We start from the raw sequence: 19,777 nt of genomic DNA on the forward strand, positions 1-19,777 counted from the left end.
GCCAATTGGCCGCCCTTACACTTCGCCGCGCATTAGCTGCGGCGGCACAATCAAACTCTGAATCTCCGCTTCCGGCTGCGCCAGCCGCTGCAACATCCGCTCCGCCGCTCTTCTCCCCACATCACGCGCTTCACTACTGACAAAGGTCATGGTGGGATCGTGCAACTCCCGCTGCGGATCGTCATTAAAGCCCACCAGCGCCAGCTGCTGCGTGTAGTAGCTATCCACCGCGCCTTCACCAAAGGTTCGCCCACAGCGTAACGCGCCAAAATAGCAGCCGAGCGCGGTGCTGCCGTTATGCGCCAGAATCGCGGTGATGCCGGGATGTTGACGCAACAACTGCAGCGTTAACGCGGACACGCTTTGCTGGCGATCGTCGCACTCGATAATCCAGTCGTACCGGAACGATAGGCCATATTGCAGCAAAGTGGCGCAATAGCCGCCAATCCGCTCGGCGCGCGTCAGTGACGATCCCAAACCGCCCATCCAGGCGATGCGCTGATGTCCCTGCCGAATCAGATACTCCGTTGCTATGCGCGCCGCCTGGCTGTTATCGGGCCGCAGTGAGTCGACATTGTCGAGGCTGCTGGCGCGCGAAGCGCAAACCAACGCGATGTTTTGCTCCTGCGCCTGCGGCACCAGCGTTTCTGCTTGCGCCGCCGCGCCGCCGAGCACAATGCCTTCCGTGCCCTGCGCCACCAGCGTGTCAAAACAGCGTTTAAGGTGTTGTCCGTGCTGACCGCTTTGTGTCAGCACCAGCACTTTGCCCTGCTGCTCCAGCACTTCACTGAGTCCGGCCGTCATCGCGGCATAAAAGGGCTGGCTGAGATCGCGCACGATCAGGCCGATCACGCCGCTTTCGCCGCCGCGCAAAATCGAGGCTGAGCGATTACGCACGTAGCCAAGCTGCTCAATCGCCTGATTAACGCGTATGGCCGTAGCGGGCGAGATGCGCCCTTTGCCGGAGAGCACCAACGACACGGTAGAGACCGACACCCCGGCGACCAACGCCACATCATGAATAGTGGTTTTCTGCTGGGACATAGTGTTCCGTTACCGACGTCCAAATCAAAGAGATAAAACGTTACACTGATTGCACCAAAAATAAAGCCTGCAATTAGTCACTCTTTGTGATTATAGCCACAAAAATAAGTGGTAAAACGTTTTATCATCCTTGACCACATTGAAGCCTTTCACTTTTTATTGCCAGGAGAATCTATGTCCGCCAGCCGCCCCAAAATGTCACTTTGGGAGTTTTTCCAAAGTCTGGGTAAAACCTTTATGTTGCCCGTCGCCCTGCTGTCGTTCTGCGGCATTCTGTTAGGAATTGGCAGTTCTCTCAGCAGTCATGACGTCCTGACGCTAATTCCTCTTCTCGATCAGCCTTTCCTGCAATACCTGTTTATCTGGCTCGCGAAGATTGGCTCTTTTGCCTTTAGCTATCTGCCGGTGATGTTTGCCATTGCCATTCCGCTCGGTATGGCGCGCGAGAATAAAGGCGTCGCCGCCTTTGCCGGTTTTGTTGGCTACGCGGTGCTGAACCTGAGTATCAACTTCTGGCTCAACATCAACGGCATTCTGCCAACCACTGATGCGGCGGTGCTGAAAGCCAATAACGTACAAAACATCCTCGGCATTCAGTCCATCGACACCGGTATTCTCGGCGCGGTGATCGTCGGTATCGTGGTGTTCTGGTTACATGAGCGCTTCCACAACATTCGCCTGCCAGATGCGCTGGCGTTTTTCGGTGGGACGCGTTTTGTGCCGATCGCTACGGCGATGGCGATGGGCGTGCTGGGCCTGGTGGTTCCGCTGATTTGGCCATTCTTTGCACGCGCGATTACCGGCCTCGGCTGGGTGATTAACAGCGCCGGTGAATTTGGTCCGATGATCTTCGGTACTGGCGAACGTCTGCTTTTACCTTTTGGCTTGCAACACATTCTGGTGGCAATCATCCGCTTTACCGATGCGGGCGGCACCATGGATGTGTGCGGTAAAAGTGTTAGCGGTGCGTTAACTATCTTCCAGGCGCAATTGGCCTGTGCGGATACCCACGGCTTCGCCGAGAGCGCCACGCGCTTCCTGTCGCAGGGTAAAATGCCAGCCTTCCTCGGGGGTTTGCCGGGTGCGGCATTGGCGATGTATCACTGCGCCCGTCCGGAAAACCGTCATAAAATTAAAGGCCTGCTGATTTCCGGCGTGGTGGCTTGCGTGGTGGGCGGTACCACTGAACCGCTGGAGTTCCTGTTCCTGTTCGTCGCGCCGGTGCTGTATTTGATCCACGCGCTGTTGACCGGCTTGGGCTTCACCGTAATGGCGATGCTGGGCGTGACTATCGGTAATACCGACGGCAACGTGATCGACTTCTTCGTCTTCGGCGTGCTGCACGGCCTCTCCACCAAATGGTATTGGGTGCCGGTGATTGCTGCGGTGTGGTTCGTGGGTTATTACGCCATCTTCCGCTTTGCTATCAGTCACTTCAACATCAAAACGCCAGGCCGCGAAGTGGAAACCAACAGCGTAGCGCAGCAGGTTAATCGCGCGGTTGTGGGTAAATCCGGCTTTAATACGCCAGCGATTCTGTCGGCGCTGGGCGGCGTGGAAAACATCGCCTCACTGGATAACTGCCTGACGCGTCTGCGCATTACCGTGGTCGACATGAGCAAGGTGGATGATGCAACACTGAAAGCCAACGGTGCGATTGGCGTGGTGCATGTTAATGCGACCAATCTGCAAGTGGTGATGGGCCCGCAGGTGCAATCGGTCAAAGATGAGATGGCACACTTGATGAGCGCGACGGTGTAATGATGCAGGATTTCGCTTTCAATCAGGTGGTGGATCGCCACGGTAGCTGGTGTACGCAGTGGGATTTCGTGGCCGATCGTTTCGGCGTGGCGGACTTGCTGCCCTTCACTATCTCCGATATGGATTTCGCCACCGCGCCATGCATCCTCGAGGCGCTGCAACAGCGCCTCGCACACGGTGTGTTTGGCTACAGCCGCTGGCAGCATGATGATTTTCTTTCTGCCATTCAACATTGGATGCGCAGCCGTTTCGCTACCGAAGTGGCAGCAGAATCGCTGGTTTATGGCCCGTCGGTGATTTACATGGTGGCGCAGCTGTTGCGCCACTGGACGCAGCCGGATGATGAAGTGCTGATTCACACCCCCGCTTACGATGCATTTTATAACACCATCAATGGCAATCAGCGTCGCGTGCTGGAGCTGCCGCTGCAGCGCCACGCTAACGAATGGCTGTGTGACATGACGCAGCTGGAAAGTTTGCTGGCGCGTCCGCGCTGTAAAGTGATGCTGCTGTGCAGTCCGCACAATCCTAGCGGCAAAGTGTGGCGCGAAGATGAGCTGCGCCAGATGGCGGCGCTGTGTGAAAAGCATGGCGTGAAGGTGATTAGCGATGAAATTCATATGGATATGGTGCTGAATGATGCGCAGCATACGCCCTGGAGCCAGGTTGCGCAGTCCGCCTGGGCGCTATTCACCTCGGCCTCCAAGAGCTTCAACATTCCGGCGCTGACCGGCGCGTGGGGCATCATTCCTGATGAGCGCGATCGTCAGGCGTGGTTCCATGCGCTGAAGCATAAGGATGGCTTATCCTCGCCAGCGGTAATGGCGCTTGCCGCTACCATCGCCGCTTATCGCGCGGGCGCGCCGTGGCTGGATGCGCTGCGCGACCATCTACGTGGCAACATGCAGCATATCGCGCAGCGCCTGAACACGGCGTTTCCGCAGCTTAACTGGCAACCGCCCGCCGCGACTTACCTGGCGTGGATCGATCTCAATCCGCTTGGCATTGATGAACAGGCGCTGCAACAGCGTCTGATTCATCAACACAAAGTGGCGATCATGCCGGGTTCGACCTACGGCGCGGCGAGTCGCGGCTATCTGCGTCTCAACGCCGGTTGCCCGCGCAGCAAACTGGATGATGGGCTGGATCGCCTGATTGCCGGGCTAAAATCGTTCTAAAATGCCACGGATGCTGATTAATTCAGCATCCGTTTTGCTGTTTGCGCAAATCGCTGGCGCTGTTGCGCAAGATGTTTTTATAATCCTCTGCACTTTATGAAACTTAAGCGAGTGCGCCATGATTGATCCAAAACTCCCCCTTACCGACATTCACCGCCACCTTGATGGCAATATCCGCGCACAAACCATTCTCGATTTAGGTCGTCAGCATAATCTTGCGCTGCCCGCTGAAACGCTTGATGCATTGCGTCCGCATGTGCAGGTCACGGCTAATGAACCGGATCTGGTGAGTTTCCTGCAGAAACTCGACTGGGGCGTGAAAGTGCTGGGCGATCTTGATGCCTGTCGTCGTATCGCGCTGGAAAACGTCGAAGATGCGGCGCGCGCTGGCATTCACTATGCGGAACTGCGCTTCTCACCGGGCTACATGGCGATGACGCATCAATTGCCGATTGCCGGCGTGGTTGAAGCGGTGATTGATGGTGTGCGCGCCGGCATTCAGCAATACGGCGTTGATGTACGCCTGACCGGCATTATGAGCCGCACCTTTGGTGAAGAAGCTTGCCTGCGCGAGCTGGAAGCTTTGCTGGCACATCGCGAGGGCATCACCGCCGTCGATTTGGCCGGTGACGAGCTAGGCTTCCCAGGCAGTGAATTCCTCAGCCACTTTAATCGTGCGCGTGACGCCGGTTTCCGCATTACCGTTCACGCCGGTGAAGCCGCAGGCCCGGAAAGCATCTGGCAAGCGATTCGCGAGCTGGGCGCGGAGCGTATTGGTCACGGCGTGAAGGCGATTGAAGACCGTGCATTGATGGATTTCCTTGCTGAGCAGCGCATTGGGATTGAGTCATGCCTCACTTCGAATATTCAGACCAGCACCGTTTCGTCGCTGAGCAGCCATCCGCTGAAAACCTTCCTGCAGCACGGCATTCTCGCCACCATTAACACCGACGACCCGGCGGTTCAGGGCGTTGAGCTGGCCCATGAGTATGAAGTGGCGGCACCGCAAGCGGGATTGACGGCAGAAGAGATGCGTCAGGCACAGGATAATGGTGTAACCATCTCGTTCCTGAGTGATGCAGAGAAAGCCGCGCTGCGCGCGCGCGTAGCGGGATAAAATATTCCCTCTCCCTTTGGGAGAGGGAATAAAGCGAGTATTGGCGCTCCCATGGGAGAGCGAGTAAAGCGAATTAACGCAACGATAGGGTCTGACGCTTCTCGGCGGACTGCAAGCCCAGCTCGATCAACTCCATCACCTGAATCGCCTCTTCTGCCTGCACCGGATTCGCACCTGTGCCCGCAATCGCATCACGGATACCTGCGTAGTACGCCGGATAGTTACCTGGCAAGGTCAACAGCTCTTTCTCCACCATCACATCGCCTTCCGCCAGCGTCAGCGTGCCGTTGCGCATGTCGTAGCCCCAATCTTCCTGCGGCGGACGTTCACCCGCTTTCAGACGATCTTCCTGCGGATCCAGCCCGTATTTCACGTAGCTGCCGCGCGTACCGTGCACCACAAAGCGCGCGGATTCAGCCGCCACCAGCATGCTGGCATGCAGCACCACGCGACGCGTAGGATAGGTCAACACCGCATGGAAGTAATCGGTGGTTTGCGCGCCCGGACGCAGCTCTGCCATATCGACATTGATCGCAACCGGCGTGCCAAACAGCTGCAAAGCCTGATCCAGCACGTGCGGTCCGAGATCGAACCAAATGCCGCTGCCCGCGCCTTTCATTTCACGCCAGCGCTGACGCACTTCCGGACGGAAACGGTCAAAGTGGGATTCGAAGTAACGCACTTCGCCCAGCGTACCGTCGTTCAGCAGGGATTTCAGCGTCAGGAAATCGCTGTCCCAACGGCGGTTATGGAACACCGACAGCAGCAGACCTTTGGCTTTGGCCAGCGCATCCAGCTCACGTGCTTGTGACAACGTCACGGTAAACGGCTTATCGACCACCACGTGTTTACCGGCGTTGAGTGCCGCTTTGGCTAATGGGAAGTGGGTGTCATTCGGGGTCGGAATAACAATCAGTTGCAGTGTCGGGTCGTCCAGCAGCGCTTGTGGATCGGAAACCACCTGCACTGACGGCCAGTCAGCATGCACTTTGCTGGCATCGCTGCTTGAGATCGCCGCCAGCTCAACATCCGGCGTACCGGCGATCAAGGGTGCATGAAAGGTTTTGCTGGCAAAACCGTAGCCGATTAGGCCGACACGTAATTTATCGCTCATTCTCATTCCTCTTGTTCGTTACCAGAATGATTTAAGACGAATCGATCTATAAGAACAAGGCGGAATCACCTGAAAACTCAGGAAATAGCACTCCGTGCGGATTGCCAGCTCTCGTGCGCTACCAAAGCATCCTGCGCATCCTGGCTGCGGCGGCGGAAGTCGCTGGGGCTGACGCCAACGCGTTTGCGGAACACGCGTGAGAAGTAAAGTTGGTCATCGTAGCCCACTTCACGCCCGACGGAAGCGATCGGTTCCTGAGTGGTTTGCAGCAGCAGTTTGGCGCGGATCACCCGCTGATCTTCGCGCCAGCGCAGCAGATTAATGCCCATTTGCTCGCGGAACAGATGCGCCAGCCGTGACGGCGACAGGCAAACATGGCGCGCCACTTCTTCAATCTTCACTTCGCCCGCCAGATGATTGGTGACGTACTGGCAAGCTTCAATCACGCGCGGATCGCGGATCTGTTGATGGCTACGCGGGTCCTCTTCCACCGCGCGCAGCAGCAAGCGCTCCAGCAGATTCATCGCCAGCTCTTCGGCGAAGCGACGTCCGGAGTTGTGGGTTTGCTCGATGCTGGCAAACAGGCGATCAAACTCGGCACGCTGCGCTTCTGACAGATGCAAGCGCCCCACGCCCTGGCTCTCATCCTGCCACTGCAACCAATCGGTCCAGTAAGCGCGCGGGCGGAAATAGACCCAGCGATGGAACCAGCACGGGCTGTCTGGCGCGCGGCCGTAATAGTGCGGGGTTTTCGGTTGAAACAGCAGCAGATCGCCCGGCTCGCAGTCGAAGGCAGATTCGCCATCAAACACGCGCCCCTGACCTTTAATGGTCAGATTAAGGATGTAGCCTTTCATGCCGTGCGGACGATCGATAAAGAAATCGAGTGCGTCATTGGCATTAATCGGCGTTAAGCCTGCCACCAGCCAGGCATTGAACGCATAGCCCGGCAATAAGGGATTCTGCTGCTCACTTGGGGGTTCGCGATGGTACATAATGCCCTCACTTTTCCGTTTCGCGGCGCTAAGCGTGCCCACTTTCCGGCACGCTCAGCCTGGGTTATCAGGCGGCTTTACTTTTCTGTTTGTAGCGGTCAAAAATCACCGCCGCTAACAGTATCAAACCGCGCACTACATACTGTGAGAATGGCGAGATATTCAATAAATTCATCGCATTCTCAACCGTGCCCAGAATTAGCACGCCCGCCACTACGTATGAAATTTTGCCGATGCCGCCTTTCAGCGAGACGCCGCCCAGCACGCAAGCTGAAATCACAATCAGCTCGTATCCGAGCGAGGTCATAGGCTGGCCGCTGGTCATGCGCGACGCCAGAATGATGCCCGCCGCCGCCGACACTAAACCGGACAGAATGAAGATAATGATGCGCGTGCGTACCACCGGCACGCCGGCCAGACGCGCTGCTTCTTCATTGCCGCCAATCGCCAGCGTGTTGCGACCAAAGGTGGTTTTGTTCAGCAGGAAACCGAACAGCACCATGGTAGCGATGGTGAGCCAAATCGGTGCCGGCACGCCGAGCCAGTTGGCGTATCCGAGGGTAAAGAAGCGCTCGTCTTCAATCCCCACCGCTTTGCCGTCGGAGAAGATGTAAGCCAGGCCGCGCACAATCTGCATGGTGGCCAGCGTGGTGATCAGGGCGTTGATTTTCAGCCGCGCAATGACGAAGCCGTTGATAAAACCGGTGGCCATGCCGAGCAGCAAACCGGCTGCCACGCCAATCCACAGGCTTTCGGTCATATTGATCACCACCGCGGTGACCACACCGGCGCAGGCAATCACCGACGCCACAGACAGGTCAAAGTCGCCGGAAGCCAGGCAGAACAGCATGCCGCACGCCACCATGCCGGACATCGACATCGCCAGCCCAAGCCCTTTCATGTTGATGATAGAACCAAAGTTCGGCACGAAAATGACACACACGATAAACAGCAGTGCGAACACCACCAGCATGCCGAAGTTGTCCCAAATCCGCCCCAGTTGTAGCCCGTTGCGCTGCACCGGTGGCGTGTTGGAAGTGGTAGATGAAGCCATTATTGCTCTCCTTTACATCAGGCCACGGCGGCCGCTTGAGTGGTTTTCGGCATCGCCAGGCTCAGCGTCAGCTGCTCTGTGGCCGTGTCATGGGACAGTTCACCGGCAATGGAACCTTCACGCATCACCAGAATGCGGTCGGCTAATCCCATCACTTCCGGCAGATCGCTGGAGGCAAACAGCACCGCAATCCCCTTTTTCGCCAGTTGATAAATCAGGTTGTAGATTTCGTGTTTGGCACCGACGTCAATGCCGCGCGTCGGCTCATCGAGCAGGATCACGTTCATCTCTTCCGACAGCCAGCGGCCCAGAATCGCCTTCTGCTGGTTGCCTCCGGAAAGATTCATGATCAGCTGCTGCGGGCCTGGCGTTTTGATGTTGAGTGAACGAATGTGGATATCGGCGTTTTTCGCTTCCCAGCTCGGTTTGATCAGGCAACCAGCGGTGAGATTGTGGCGACGCGCGCTGATGTTGATGTTATCGCGCACCGAATGCACCGGAATGATGCCTTCAGATTTGCGATCTTCCGGGCACAGCATGATGCCGGCGCGGATGGCGTCGATCGGCTGGCGAATGTTGAGCTTTTTGCCATCCAGCGTCACGCTGCCGCCGCGCAATTTAGTGGCACCGAACAGCCCTTTCATCAGTTCACTGCGTCCCGCGCCCACTAAACCAAACAGGCCAACGATTTCACCGGCACGCACCGTCAACGAAATCGGCGTGCGCACGCCCTTTGCCTCCACCGCGTCCAGCTGCAGACGCACCGGGCCCAGTTCACGCGGCGCGTAACCATAAATATCCCCCAGATTGCGCCCCACCATCGCCTGCACCAAATCATCGTGATGGGTGTTTTTCATGTCGGTGAAGGTGCGCACGTAGCGGCCATCTTTAAACACGGTGATGGCATCGCTCAGGGCAAAAATCTCCTCCATGCGATGCGACACGTACAACACGGTGCGGCCCTGCTCGCGTAGCTGACGGATGACGCGGAACAAGTGATCAATTTCGCGCGCCGACAGCGAGCTGGTCGGTTCGTCAAAAGCGATGATGCGTGCGTTACGCGCCAGCGCTTTGGCGATCTCCACCATCTGCCATTGGCCGAGCGACAGATATTTCAGCGGCATGTCCGGATCGATATCCATGCCAAGATTTTGCAGCTGCAAACCGGCTTCATAGCGCAGCAGTTTGCGATTCACCAGACCGCGCTTGTGCGGCAGCTGGCCGAGATAGATATTTTCCGCCACGCTCATTTCCGGCACCAGATGCAGTTCCTGGTAAATGATCGCCACGCCGGCATCCAGCGCATCCACGGTGGTGTTGAAACTCTTCGGCTGGCCTTTAATGCGGATCTCGCCGCCGCTGGGCTGGTAGCTACCGCTGAGGATCTTCAACAGCGTCGATTTACCGGCACCGTTCTCCCCCATCAGCGCGTGCACTTCGCCGGCACGGCAGCTGAATGAGATGTCCTGCAGCGCTTTCACGCCGGGAAAGGTTTTGCTGATGCCATGAAACGACAGAAAGGCTTGATCAGTGTTCATGGTGACTCCTCTAAGCCTTCATGCTTCGCACTGTAACTGCGTTGGCTGCGTGAACTTACCCCGGTCACTTACAAAAGTAAGCTCCCGGGGATAAGTGCACTTGCCGCCTTGTTACAGCACGAATCATTTTGGCTAAACATTTAGATGGTGCTGCTCAAACAACGAACAACGTGATTACTTCAGCCCTTTCTTATCCAGCTCGGCTTTGAAGTTATCGCGGGTAATCAGCACCACATCGGTGACCTCGGTGAACTTCGGCGGCTCCTGATCTTTGGTCACCCAGTTGTAGAGCATCTCGCTGCTCTTATAACCGTGCACGTCCGGGCTTGGCAGCAGCGAACCGTAGAAGCCGGTGGCGGAACCTTTCGACAGCTCACTCACCGCATCAACACCGTTAATGCCGATACCGATCACATCGGGCGCTTTAAAGCCCTGACCTTCGGTGGCGCGAACGCCGCCCAGCACGGTGTTATCGTTCATGCCGAGAATCAGCCAGTGTTTCACTTCCGGATGCTGCACCAGCAGCGAGTTACCGGCGTCAAAGGCGCCTGGGATATCATTGGATTTGGTTGGCACCTGATAGATCTGCTTCTCCGGGAAACCGGCGGCTTTCAGCGCGTCCATCGAACCGCTGGTGCGACGGCGTGCGGTGTCGAGTTCGTTCGCGGTGATGGCCATCACGCCGGTCTCTTTCACATCCCAGCCGCGTTTCTGCATCTCTTTATACAGTTCCTGCCCCTGACGCTCACCGATCTTGGTTGCCGCCATCATCACCAATGGCACGGTATCCATCGGCTTGCCTTTGGCGGTCACGAACTGATCATCGACGGCAATCACTTTCAGACCGTAACCGCGCGCTTTGGCGACAATCGCGGAGCCGAGTTTCGGATCTGGTGTACAGATGACGAAGCCTTTCGCGCCGCTGGCGGCCAGGCTGTCGATGGCGTTGAGGGTTTTCTCACCGTCGGGCACGGCAATTTTGATCACTTCAAAGCCGAGATCCTTGCCGGCTTTATCCGCGAATTTCCATTCGGTCTGGAACCAGGGTTCCTCCGGTTGTTTAACGAGGAAACCGAGTTTCATGGTCTCGGCGATAGCGGATTGTGACATAACCGCAGCGAGACCTAGCGCCGCCAGCGTTTTAGTGAATTTATGCATGATGCTCTCCGGCATAATGTTGTTTTAGGCTGTTATTAACCAATCGGTGTAAACGCTACCAATCAAATCATTCTGTGGGGTACAGCTAAAAATCAGCGCGTTAGCGCAAAGGTTGTGCAAAGGCTGCGCAAACGCTGGGCTAGTTGTAGCGGGAATGGACAGGAAAAATGTAGAGCGGTATCACATCCCAAAACGATGACAAAATCCTCCATATATTCAGCAAATTTAACCGGTCGTTAACTTTTGCAGTGGATCACACATCCTCGCCGATGGCAGAAAAGTGCATATTCTCAGCGACTGATGACTAACCGCTTCTGCCACCCCATTCCAGGATAGAGCCAGATAACTCACACAGGAGAATCCCAATGGGTGCTGGCACCATAACAATTGGGCTGGATTTTGGCAGTGACTCGGTGCGTGCGCTGGCCGTGGACTGTCACAGTGGAAAAGAGCTGGAAAAAGCGGTGGTCAACTATGCACGCTGGGCCAACGGCGAATTTTGCGATGCGCACGCCAACCGCTTTCGTCACCATCCGCAGGACTATATCGATGCGTTAGAACAGGCGATCGTCACCGTGGTTAACGCCTTAACGCCCGAACAGCGCGCCGCCGTAGTCGGGATTGGCGTGGATTCCACCGGCTCGACGCCCGCGCCCATCGATCGTGATGGCAACGTGCTGGCGCTGCGCCCGGAATTCGCCACCAACCCCAATGCGATGTTCGTGCTGTGGAAAGATCACACCGCGATTGAAGAAGCCGAAGAGATCAATCAGCTGTGTCGTAGCGGTCATTTCAACGATTACACCCGCTATATTGGCGGCGTTTATTCGTCGGAGTGGTTCTGGGCCAAGATACTGCACGTGTCACGCGCAGATGCTGCGGTACGTGACGCGGCAGTGTCTTGGGTGGAACTGTGCGATTGGGTGCCCGCGCTCCTCAGCGGCACTACCGCGCCCGCGCAACTGCGTCGTGGACGCTGTGCCGCCGGACACAAATCACTGTGGCATCCGGAGTGGCAAGGCTTGCCGCCGGCTGATTTCTTCCGCGCGCTCGATCCTCTGCTGGTCGAGCAGCTCGATTCTCCCCTGTTCACAGAAACCTGGACCGCCGATGTGCCGGTTGGCACGCTCAGCAGCGAATGGGCGCAGCGCCTCGGCTTATCGCAACAGGTGATTCTTTCGGGCGGCGCGTTTGACTGCCACATGGGCGCCGTCGGTGCCGGTGCGCAGCCTTACACGCTGGTGAAAGTGATTGGCACCTCAACCTGCGACATTCTGATTGCCGACAGCGACACCGTTGGCGACCGCGCGATCAAAGGTATCTGCGGTCAGGTGGATGGCAGCGTGGTGCCGGGCGCGATTGGCTGCGAAGCCGGTCAGTCAGCGTTTGGCGATATTTATGCCTGGTTTAGCCGCCTGCTCGGCTGGCCACTGCAGCAGGCGGCGCAGCATCATCCGGAGCTGCAACCGCAGTTAGCCGCGCTGCAAAAAGATCTGATCCGCAACCTCACCGAAGCCTGGGCGGCCAATCCGCAACTCGATCATCTGCCGGTGGTGCTTGACTGGTTCAACGGCCGCCGCACGCCAGACGCCAATCAGCGCTTAAAAGGTGTGATTACCGATCTCAATCTCGGCACCGATGCGCCCGCGCTGTTTGGTGGCCTGATCGCCGCCACCGCGTTTGGCGCACGCGCCATTATGGAGTGTTTCGAACAGCAGCAGATTCCGGTGCAGAGCATCCTGACGCTCGGCGGCATCGCCCGCAAATCCCCCGCCATCATGCAGGCGTGCTGCGACGTCATGAACCGTCCGCTGGATATTGTCGCCTCTGACGAATGCTGTGCGCTCGGCGCGGCCATTTTTGCCGCCGTGGCCGCGGGCGTGTATGCCAATGTGCCTGCCGCCCAGCAGGTGATGGCCAGTCCGATTGATGTGACGCTGCAACCCAACGCCGCGCGCGTGGTGGTTTATCAGCAACTTTATCAACGTTATCAAAACTGGTGCCAGGCTGCTGAACCGCAGTACGCCGCGCGCACCGCATCCGCTCAGTAAAGGAGAGATTTAATGGAACAGCACAACGCACAACAGGTGTGGTTTGTTATTGGTACGCAGCACCTTTACGGCGCGGAAACCTTGCGTCAGGTAGAACAGCACGCTCGCCAGGTGATGGACGGATTGAATCAGGCCGGCACCTTGCCGGTGTCGCTGGTGCTGAAGCCGCTGGTGAAATCACCAGACGAAGCGCTGGCATTGTGCCGCGACGCTAACCACGATAATCAGTGCGTCGGTATCATTACCTGGCTGCACACTTTCTCGCCAGCCAAGATGTGGATTGGCGGCCTGAGCATCCTGAATAAGCCGCTGCTGCAATTCCATACTCAGTTCAACGCGGAGATTCCGTGGGACAGCATGGATATGGACTTTATGAACCTTAACCAAACCGCGCACGGCGGTCGCGAGTTCGGCTTTATCGGCGCGCGCATGGGTTTGCAACACAGCGTGGTTACCGGTCACTGGCAGGATAAAGCCAGCCAGCAGCGCATCGGACGCTGGATCAATGCCGCGCTGGCAAAACAGGCCAGCCAGCAGCTGAAAGTGGCGCGCTTCGGCGACAACATGCGCGAAGTGGCGGTGACCGAAGGCGATAAAGTCGCGGCGCAGATTCAGTTTGGTTACTCCGTGAATGGCTGGGGCGTGGGCGATTTGGTCGAGGTGGTGAATAGCGTCAGCGATGGCGACGTCAACGCGCTGATCGATGAATACGAAAGCCAATATCGCTTCACCGATGCCGCCGCCGTCAATGGCGACAAACGTCAAAACGTACTGGATGCGGCACGCATTGAGCTGGGTCTGAAACGTTTCCTCGAAGCCGAGGGCTGCAAAGCCTTTACCACCAACTTCCAGACTTTGCACGGCATGACGCAACTGCCCGGTTTGGCGGTGCAGCGCTTGATGGGCCAGGGCTATGGATTTGCCGGTGAAGGCGACTGGAAAACCGCCGCGCTGCTGCACATTCTCAAGATCCAGGCAGGCACACGCGCGGGCGGTACTTCCTTTATGGAGGATTACACCTATCACTTCTCACCGGGCAATGATTTGGTGCTGGGCTCGCACATGCTGGAAGTGTGCCCGTCCATCGCCAAAGAGGAGAAGCCGCTGATTGATGTGCAGTTCCTCGGCATTGGCGACAAAGCCGATCCGGCGCGCATGATCTTCTCCACGCCGGCCGGACGCGCGGTGAATGCCAGCGTCATCGATCTGGGCGATCGTTTCCGTTTGCTGGTGAATGTGGTGGATGCGATCGAACAGCCCAAACCGCTGCCAAAATTGCCGGTGGCCCGTGCGCTGTGGCGTGCCCAGCCGTCGCTGGCCACCGCATCAGAAGCCTGGATTCTGGCCGGCGGCGCGCACCACACGGTGTTCAGCCAGGCGCTGGATCTGGATGATATGTATCTGTACGGCGAGCTGAATGGCATTGAAGTGCTGGTGATTGATGAGGAGACGCGCTTACCGGCATTTAAAGATGCGCTGCGCTGGAATGAGGCGTATTACCGCCTGGCACGTTGATTTCGTCCTCTACGATATTCCCCTCATCCTAACCTTCTCCCGCAAGCGGGAGAAGGAACCGTTTTATAAACGCTGTCACTCCGAACTCAACGTATGTTTTTGCTTCAGGGAAGAGTGCTGCTTATCGCTGCACCGGCGGCTCCCTCTCCCGCGCGCGGGAGAGGGTTGGGGTGAGTGAAAGGCGGGTGAAGAAGTTAGGAGGTCAAACGCTTAACAGGTGCGTTCTGCTGGCGATCCCACATCACGGTGAGCAGGCGTTGCAGCGCGATAAATGCAAACAGCAGAATGCCGATGGCGATCTTGGTCCACCATGAACTCAAGGTGCCGTCGAAGTTAATCCACGTCTGAATCAATCCCTGAATCAACACGCCGAACAGCGTGCCCAACACCGTGCCCACGCCGCCGGACAACAAGGTGCCGCCAATCACCACCGAGGCAATCGCGTCCAGTTCCACACCCAATCCCGCTAGCGCATAGCCTGCCGAGGTATAAATGGAGAACACAATGCCCGCTAATGTCGCCAGCGTGGTCGACAACATATAAATCCTGATGGTGGTCGCGCGCGTTGACACGCCCATCAACTGCGCCGAAGTCAGGCTGCCGCCAATCGCATACACCTGATTACCAAAGCGCGTACGGTGCGCCAGAATAATCCCGCCGAGTACCACCACCAGCATAATCAGCGCCAGCAAACTCAGGCGTCCGCCGCCGGGGATCTTCCACGCCAGACTCGACAGCGTGGTATAGAGCGGATGATCGATAGGAATCGAATTCTCCGACACCAGATAGCTGCAGCCGCGCAGGAAAAACATCCCCGCCAGCGTAATGATAAACGCCGGGATTTTCAGCGCATCGATCAGCCAGCCCATCATCGCGCCAAACAGCGCGCCCATCGCCAGCACCAGCGCAAACGCCAGAAGCGGATCGAGATGATAATCACCAATCACCCGTGCCAGGAACACGCCGCTAAAGGCAATCACCGCGCCCACCGACAGATCAATCCCGCCGGACAAAATCACGAACGTCATCCCCACGGCGATAATGCCGAGGAAAGCGTTATCGGTGAGGATATTGCAGATCACGCGCGTTGAAGCGAAGCCGGGAAATTGGCTCAGGCAAAACAGATAACCCGCCACAAACACCAGCAGCGTGATCATCAAGGGCAGATGACGTTTCATCATTTCGGGCGTCTCCGTTTCAACATGGCAATAAAGCGTGGCGACTGCAGCAGCAATACGCACATCACCACCACCGCTTTCACCACCTGATTGAGTTCAGGCTGGAAGCCGGACAGCAAAATACCGGTATTCATCGACTGAATAATCAACGCGCCAATCAGTGACAGCACCAGATTGAAGCGCCCGCCCATCAGCGAGGCTCCGCCAATCACCACCGCCAGAATGGCATCCAGCTCCAGCCACAAACCGGCATTATTAGCATCGGCACCGCGAATATCCGCAGCGACGATCATGCCTGCCACCGCCGCGCACATGCCGCTAATCACATAGGTCGACATCACCACCAGCCAGCCATTCACACCGGCATTGCGCGCCGCGCGCAGGTTAATACCGACCGCTTCGATAAACAGTCCGAGCGCGGTTTTGCGCGTCAGCAGCCACACCACGAGCGCCACCAGCAGCGTAATCCATACCGGCACCGGCAGCAGCCACAGCGAACCGCTACCAAACCACGCCAGGCTATCGCTGTTGAAGGTAACGATTTGGCCCTGTGTAATCAGCTGCGCCACGCCGCGTCCCGCCACCATTAAAATCAAAGTGGCGACAAACGGCTGAATTTTTAGTAGCGCCACCAAAATGCCATTCCATAAACCGCAGGCCAGGCCGGTACCGAGCGTCGCCAGAATGATGAACGGCAAACTGTGCCCCGCCACCGTCAAGGTCGCCGCCGTTGCGCCGGCAATCGCCATTACCGCGCCCACCGACAGATCGATGCCGCCGGTGGCAATCACCAGCGTCATGCCAATCGCCAGCAGCGCCACCGGCGCGGCGCGATTGAGGATATCAATCGGGCTGCCGAACAAACGGCCATCCTGAATGTGAATGGCAAAAAAGTTATTCGCCACCAGGCTATCCACCAGCAGCACCAGAATCAGCGCCACAATCTGCGGCATGCCAGGCGGCAGCTTCGGCTTACGCCGTTCGGGTTTGTCATGTGTCATAGGGGATTCAAGCATGTTGTACTCCTCCATCGGCGATGGCGTTGACGATCGCGGATACCGACAGCTGCTCCAGCGGGATTTCGGCCACCTGCTTCAAATCGCGCATGATCAACACGCGATCGGCATAGCCCACCAGTTCTTCGAGTTCAGAGGAGATAACCAGTAGCGCCAATCCGTCGGCGCACAGGGTTTCAATTAAGCGAATGATTTCGGCGTGCGCACCGACATCGATGCCGCGCGTTGGCTCGTCGAGGATCAGAAATTGCGGTTTGGTCACCAGCCAGCGCGACAGCAGCACCTTCTGCTGATTGCCGCCGGACAACAGCTCAACCGGCTGATCGGCATGCGGCGTGCGAATGCCGAGGCTCTTGATAAAGCGCTCGGCGATCTCCTGCTGCTCACGACGCTTGATCGGTCGCAGCCAGCCGCGCTGCGCCTGCAGCGCCAGAATGATATTTTCGCGCACCGATGCGCCACCAATGATGCCGTCGGTTTTACGATCTTCCGGACAGAAACCCATACCGAGGCGCGAAGCCTTGGCGGGCGTGCGGATGTTCTGCACTTTGCCCTTGATGGTCGCGGTGCCACGATCCGCCCGGCGAATGCCAAACAGCACTTCGGCGGTTTCGGTACGGCCTGAGCCGAGCAATCCGGCCAGTCCCACCACTTCACCCGGACGTACCTGCAGGTTGAACGGTTCAATGGTGCCCTTCTTGCCGTAATTTTCAAACGACACCACCGGCTGATTGCTGCGCAGCGTGCTGCCCTGACGCTGCAAAGCGGTTTCCAGCAGCTCGCGTCCCAGCATCAGCTTGATCAGTTCAATCTGCGGCAGTGTGGCGGTATCGCGCGTGGCAATAAACTGGCCGTTACGCAGCACGGTGATGCGATCGGTAATGCGGTAAACCTGGTCGAGAAAATGGGTAACAAAAATCAGGCTCATCCCTTTGGCTTTTAGCTGCGCCATCAAGGTAAACAGCATTTCGACTTCATTGGCATCGAGGCTGGCGGTCGGTTCATCAAGGATCAGCACCTGCGCGGAGAGATCGACCGCGCGGCAAATCGCAATGATCTGCTGCATCGCCACCGAGTAATGCCCCAGCGGACGCGTTACGTCGAGTACAAAGCCGTAGTTGCGCATCAGCGCATCGGCATCGCGCACCATGCGCTTACGATCAATCATGCCGAAGCGCCGCGGCTCGCGGCCAATGTACAAATTATCCGCCACCGACATATTCGGCAGCAGGTTCACTTCCTGATAAACCGTGCCAATGCCCATCTCCTGTGCATCAGCGGTGTTGTGCGGCGTAATCGCCTTGCCGTTCAGGGTTACCGTGCCGGCATCACGGGTATACACGCCGGTCAGAACTTTAATCAGCGTGGATTTGCCCGCGCCGTTTTCGCCCAGCAACGCCATGATCTCGCCCTTACGGATGCTGAACGAGACATTATCCAGCGCCTTCACGCCGGGAAAGCCTTTGCTGACGCCGCTAATGGTCAGCAGTGCGGTTTCATCGGAGGTGCTCATCAGGTTCTCCCACGCCTTACGTCATCATAAACCGCCCCGAAGGGCGGTTGCGGGGATCAGTAACCCATGCCTTTTTTGGTATCGAGCTGCGCCTGTGCGGAGTCCGGCAGATACAGTTTCGATTCTGTTTTGATGATTTTCGGCGGCATCGTGCCGTCTTTCTTGAATTTCTCCAGCGCGTCGAATGCCGGACCGGCCATATTAGGCGTCAGCTCCACGTTGGCATTGGCTTCACCGGCCAGCATCGCTTTATAGATATCGGGCACGCCATCAATCGAACCGGTCAGGATATCTTTGCCTGGCTTGAGGCCAGCTTCTTTAATCGCCTGAATCGCACCGATCGCCATATCATCGTTATGCGCGTAAACCATGCAGATGTTCTTGCCGTTGTTTTCCGCCTTGATAAAGCTCTCCATCACCTCTTTACCTTTACTGCGGGTAAAGTCACCGGACTGCGAGCGAATCACTTTGATGTTGTCGTGGCCGGCGATGGCTTCGGCGAAGCCTTTCTTACGGTCAATCGCCACGCTGGCGCCGACGGTACCTTGCAACTCGACGACGTTACATTTTTTGTCCGCGACCGTTTTCACCAGCCAGTCGCCAATCAACTTGCCTTCCAGCACGTTGTCCGCAGTGACCACCGCCATGTACAGCGATTTGTCTTTCACCACGATGGCGCGATCGAGTAAGAACACCGGGATTTTGGCGTCTTTGGCTTCTTCCAGCACGGGTTCCCATCCCGTTTGCACCACCGGCGCAATGAAGATGGCATCAACGCCCTGCGCGATGAACGAGCGCACCGCTTTAATTTGGTTCTCTTGTTTCTGCTGGCCATCGGCGATTTTCAGCGTGATACCGCGCTTTTGCGCTTCACTTTTTGCCACATTGGTTTCTGCTGAACGCCAGCCAGATTCCGAGCCAACCTGTGAGAAGCCCACCGTCATATCAGCAGCCAACACCGACGTACTCAGTGCCGAGCTCACCATGGCGGTCAAGAGTAAACGTTTCCACATAATTTCATTCCTCTGAAGGGAGTGTGTTGTAGGGGTACAAAACGCGAATTAAGCCTGGCTGAAAAGCGCGTAAACAAGCGCGACATACTTCACAAATCAGAGTGAATTAAAGGAGTTACGTGGACAGGCAATGCTTTATAGATCGTGGCATTATGGACAAAATGCCTGCTAATTATTGCGGAGGGCGTTAAATAAATGTAATAAACAGAATCGGTTATGCTTCTCACTTCTGGAAACGATTACAGCGGGCGCGTAAAGAATGGTTATGGTCTGCAGCGACAATCAATTATTGGTTTTGTGACTGCTCGCACAGAATGTGAGTGCCGGTTTCACGGCGTGTGCATAAATTTGCTGACCAGAGCGGAATAAACAGCGGATTCATTCGCAGCACGATCGCAAATACCTATTATAGAGACGGAGAAATAACGGCTTTCCAATAATGCGTTAATAGCGTGAGATTTTCTCACAATCCCGCTAAATACCGGCCTGAATTTGCCTTAAATCGTACTTTATATGCGCGTTTAAAACGCGT

Annotated in this window: 15 protein-coding genes; 5 read left to right on the plus strand and 10 right to left on the minus strand. The window is 56.9% G+C overall.

All coding sequences use genetic code 11. From position 1 onward, the window contains the following. Positions 1-15 precede the first annotated feature (15 nt). Complete coding sequence (malI, locus tag ACFQW4_RS10640; protein WP_377725231.1) at positions 16-1,044, minus strand: Mal regulon transcriptional regulator MalI; 1,029 nt, start codon at positions 1,042-1,044, stop codon at positions 16-18. Positions 1,045-1,218: 174 nt separating this feature from the next. Between malI and malX the strand changes: the two genes are divergently transcribed. The 3 genes from malX (at position 1,219) to add (ending at position 5,100) form a co-directional block, all read left to right on the plus strand. Further along, positions 1,219-2,805: a maltose/glucose-specific PTS transporter subunit IIBC gene (gene malX, locus ACFQW4_RS10645; RefSeq protein WP_377725232.1), complete on the plus strand. Its 1,587-nt coding sequence runs from the start codon at positions 1,219-1,221 to the stop codon at positions 2,803-2,805. Beyond that, the gene (locus ACFQW4_RS10650; protein WP_377725234.1) at positions 2,805-3,983 is read left to right on the plus strand and encodes a MalY/PatB family protein; all 1,179 of its coding nucleotides are present in this window, start codon (positions 2,805-2,807) and stop codon (positions 3,981-3,983) included. Before malX ends, ACFQW4_RS10650 begins: the two co-directional genes overlap by 1 nt. Positions 3,984-4,101: 118 nt before the next feature. Beyond that, positions 4,102-5,100 carry an adenosine deaminase gene (gene add, locus ACFQW4_RS10655; RefSeq protein ID WP_280172766.1) on the plus strand — a complete coding sequence of 333 codons (999 nt, stop codon included), beginning with the start codon at positions 4,102-4,104 and terminating at the stop codon, positions 5,098-5,100. Between the two features lie 73 nt (positions 5,101-5,173). Here add and ACFQW4_RS10660 read toward each other — a convergent pair whose 3' ends face one another. From ACFQW4_RS10660 to ACFQW4_RS10680, 5 genes are all read right to left on the minus strand, one after another. Continuing rightward, positions 5,174-6,214, minus strand: coding sequence for an oxidoreductase (locus tag ACFQW4_RS10660; RefSeq protein WP_061720150.1), 1,041 nt, complete (start codon positions 6,212-6,214; stop codon positions 5,174-5,176). Between the two features lie 77 nt (positions 6,215-6,291). Continuing rightward, positions 6,292-7,209 carry an arabinose operon transcriptional regulator AraC gene (gene araC, locus ACFQW4_RS10665; RefSeq protein ID WP_101764513.1) on the minus strand — a complete coding sequence of 306 codons (918 nt, stop codon included), beginning with the start codon at positions 7,207-7,209 and terminating at the stop codon, positions 6,292-6,294. 67 nt (positions 7,210-7,276) lie between these two features. Then, positions 7,277-8,263 (minus strand): L-arabinose ABC transporter permease AraH, encoded by a 987-nt coding sequence (araH, locus tag ACFQW4_RS10670; protein ID WP_377725237.1) that lies wholly within the window; start codon positions 8,261-8,263, stop codon positions 7,277-7,279. A gap of 17 nt (positions 8,264-8,280) precedes the next feature. Further along, the gene (gene araG, locus ACFQW4_RS10675; RefSeq protein WP_110866058.1) at positions 8,281-9,801 is read right to left on the minus strand and encodes an L-arabinose ABC transporter ATP-binding protein AraG; all 1,521 of its coding nucleotides are present in this window, start codon (positions 9,799-9,801) and stop codon (positions 8,281-8,283) included. A 174-nt stretch (positions 9,802-9,975) separates the two neighbouring features. Further along, complete coding sequence (locus ACFQW4_RS10680; protein ID WP_101764515.1) at positions 9,976-10,959, minus strand: arabinose ABC transporter substrate-binding protein; 984 nt, start codon at positions 10,957-10,959, stop codon at positions 9,976-9,978. Positions 10,960-11,324: 365 nt separating this feature from the next. Here ACFQW4_RS10680 and ACFQW4_RS10685 point away from each other — a divergent pair, with 365 nt between their 5' ends. Further along, the gene (locus ACFQW4_RS10685; protein ID WP_336767497.1) at positions 11,325-13,010 is read left to right on the plus strand and encodes a ribulokinase; all 1,686 of its coding nucleotides are present in this window, start codon (positions 11,325-11,327) and stop codon (positions 13,008-13,010) included. A gap of 12 nt (positions 13,011-13,022) precedes the next feature. Then, positions 13,023-14,525: an L-arabinose isomerase gene (gene araA / locus ACFQW4_RS10690; protein ID WP_110866056.1), complete on the plus strand. Its 1,503-nt coding sequence runs from the start codon at positions 13,023-13,025 to the stop codon at positions 14,523-14,525. Positions 14,526-14,719: 194 nt separating this feature from the next. Here araA and yjfF read toward each other — a convergent pair whose 3' ends face one another. From yjfF to ytfQ, 4 genes are read right to left on the minus strand one after another with little or no spacing between them, the layout of a single operon-like run. Next, complete coding sequence (yjfF, locus tag ACFQW4_RS10695; RefSeq protein WP_101764518.1) at positions 14,720-15,706, minus strand: galactofuranose ABC transporter, permease protein YjfF; 987 nt, start codon at positions 15,704-15,706, stop codon at positions 14,720-14,722. After that, entirely contained in the window at positions 15,703-16,719 is a 1,017-nt protein-coding gene (ytfT, locus tag ACFQW4_RS10700; protein WP_101764519.1) for a galactofuranose ABC transporter, ATP-binding protein YtfT, read from the minus strand. Before ytfT ends, yjfF begins: the two co-directional genes overlap by 4 nt. Continuing rightward, complete coding sequence (locus tag ACFQW4_RS10705; RefSeq protein ID WP_377725242.1) at positions 16,712-18,232, minus strand: sugar ABC transporter ATP-binding protein; 1,521 nt, start codon at positions 18,230-18,232, stop codon at positions 16,712-16,714. Before ACFQW4_RS10705 ends, ytfT begins: the two co-directional genes overlap by 8 nt. Before the next feature lie 56 nt (positions 18,233-18,288). After that, positions 18,289-19,245 carry a galactofuranose ABC transporter, galactofuranose-binding protein YtfQ gene (gene ytfQ / locus ACFQW4_RS10710; protein WP_008110249.1) on the minus strand — a complete coding sequence of 319 codons (957 nt, stop codon included), beginning with the start codon at positions 19,243-19,245 and terminating at the stop codon, positions 18,289-18,291. Between the last annotated feature and the right edge of the window lie 532 nt (positions 19,246-19,777).

This window comes from Pantoea sp. GCM10028869 (assembly GCF_042666835.1).
Lineage (GTDB): Bacteria > Pseudomonadota > Gammaproteobacteria > Enterobacterales > Enterobacteriaceae > Pantoea > Pantoea leporis.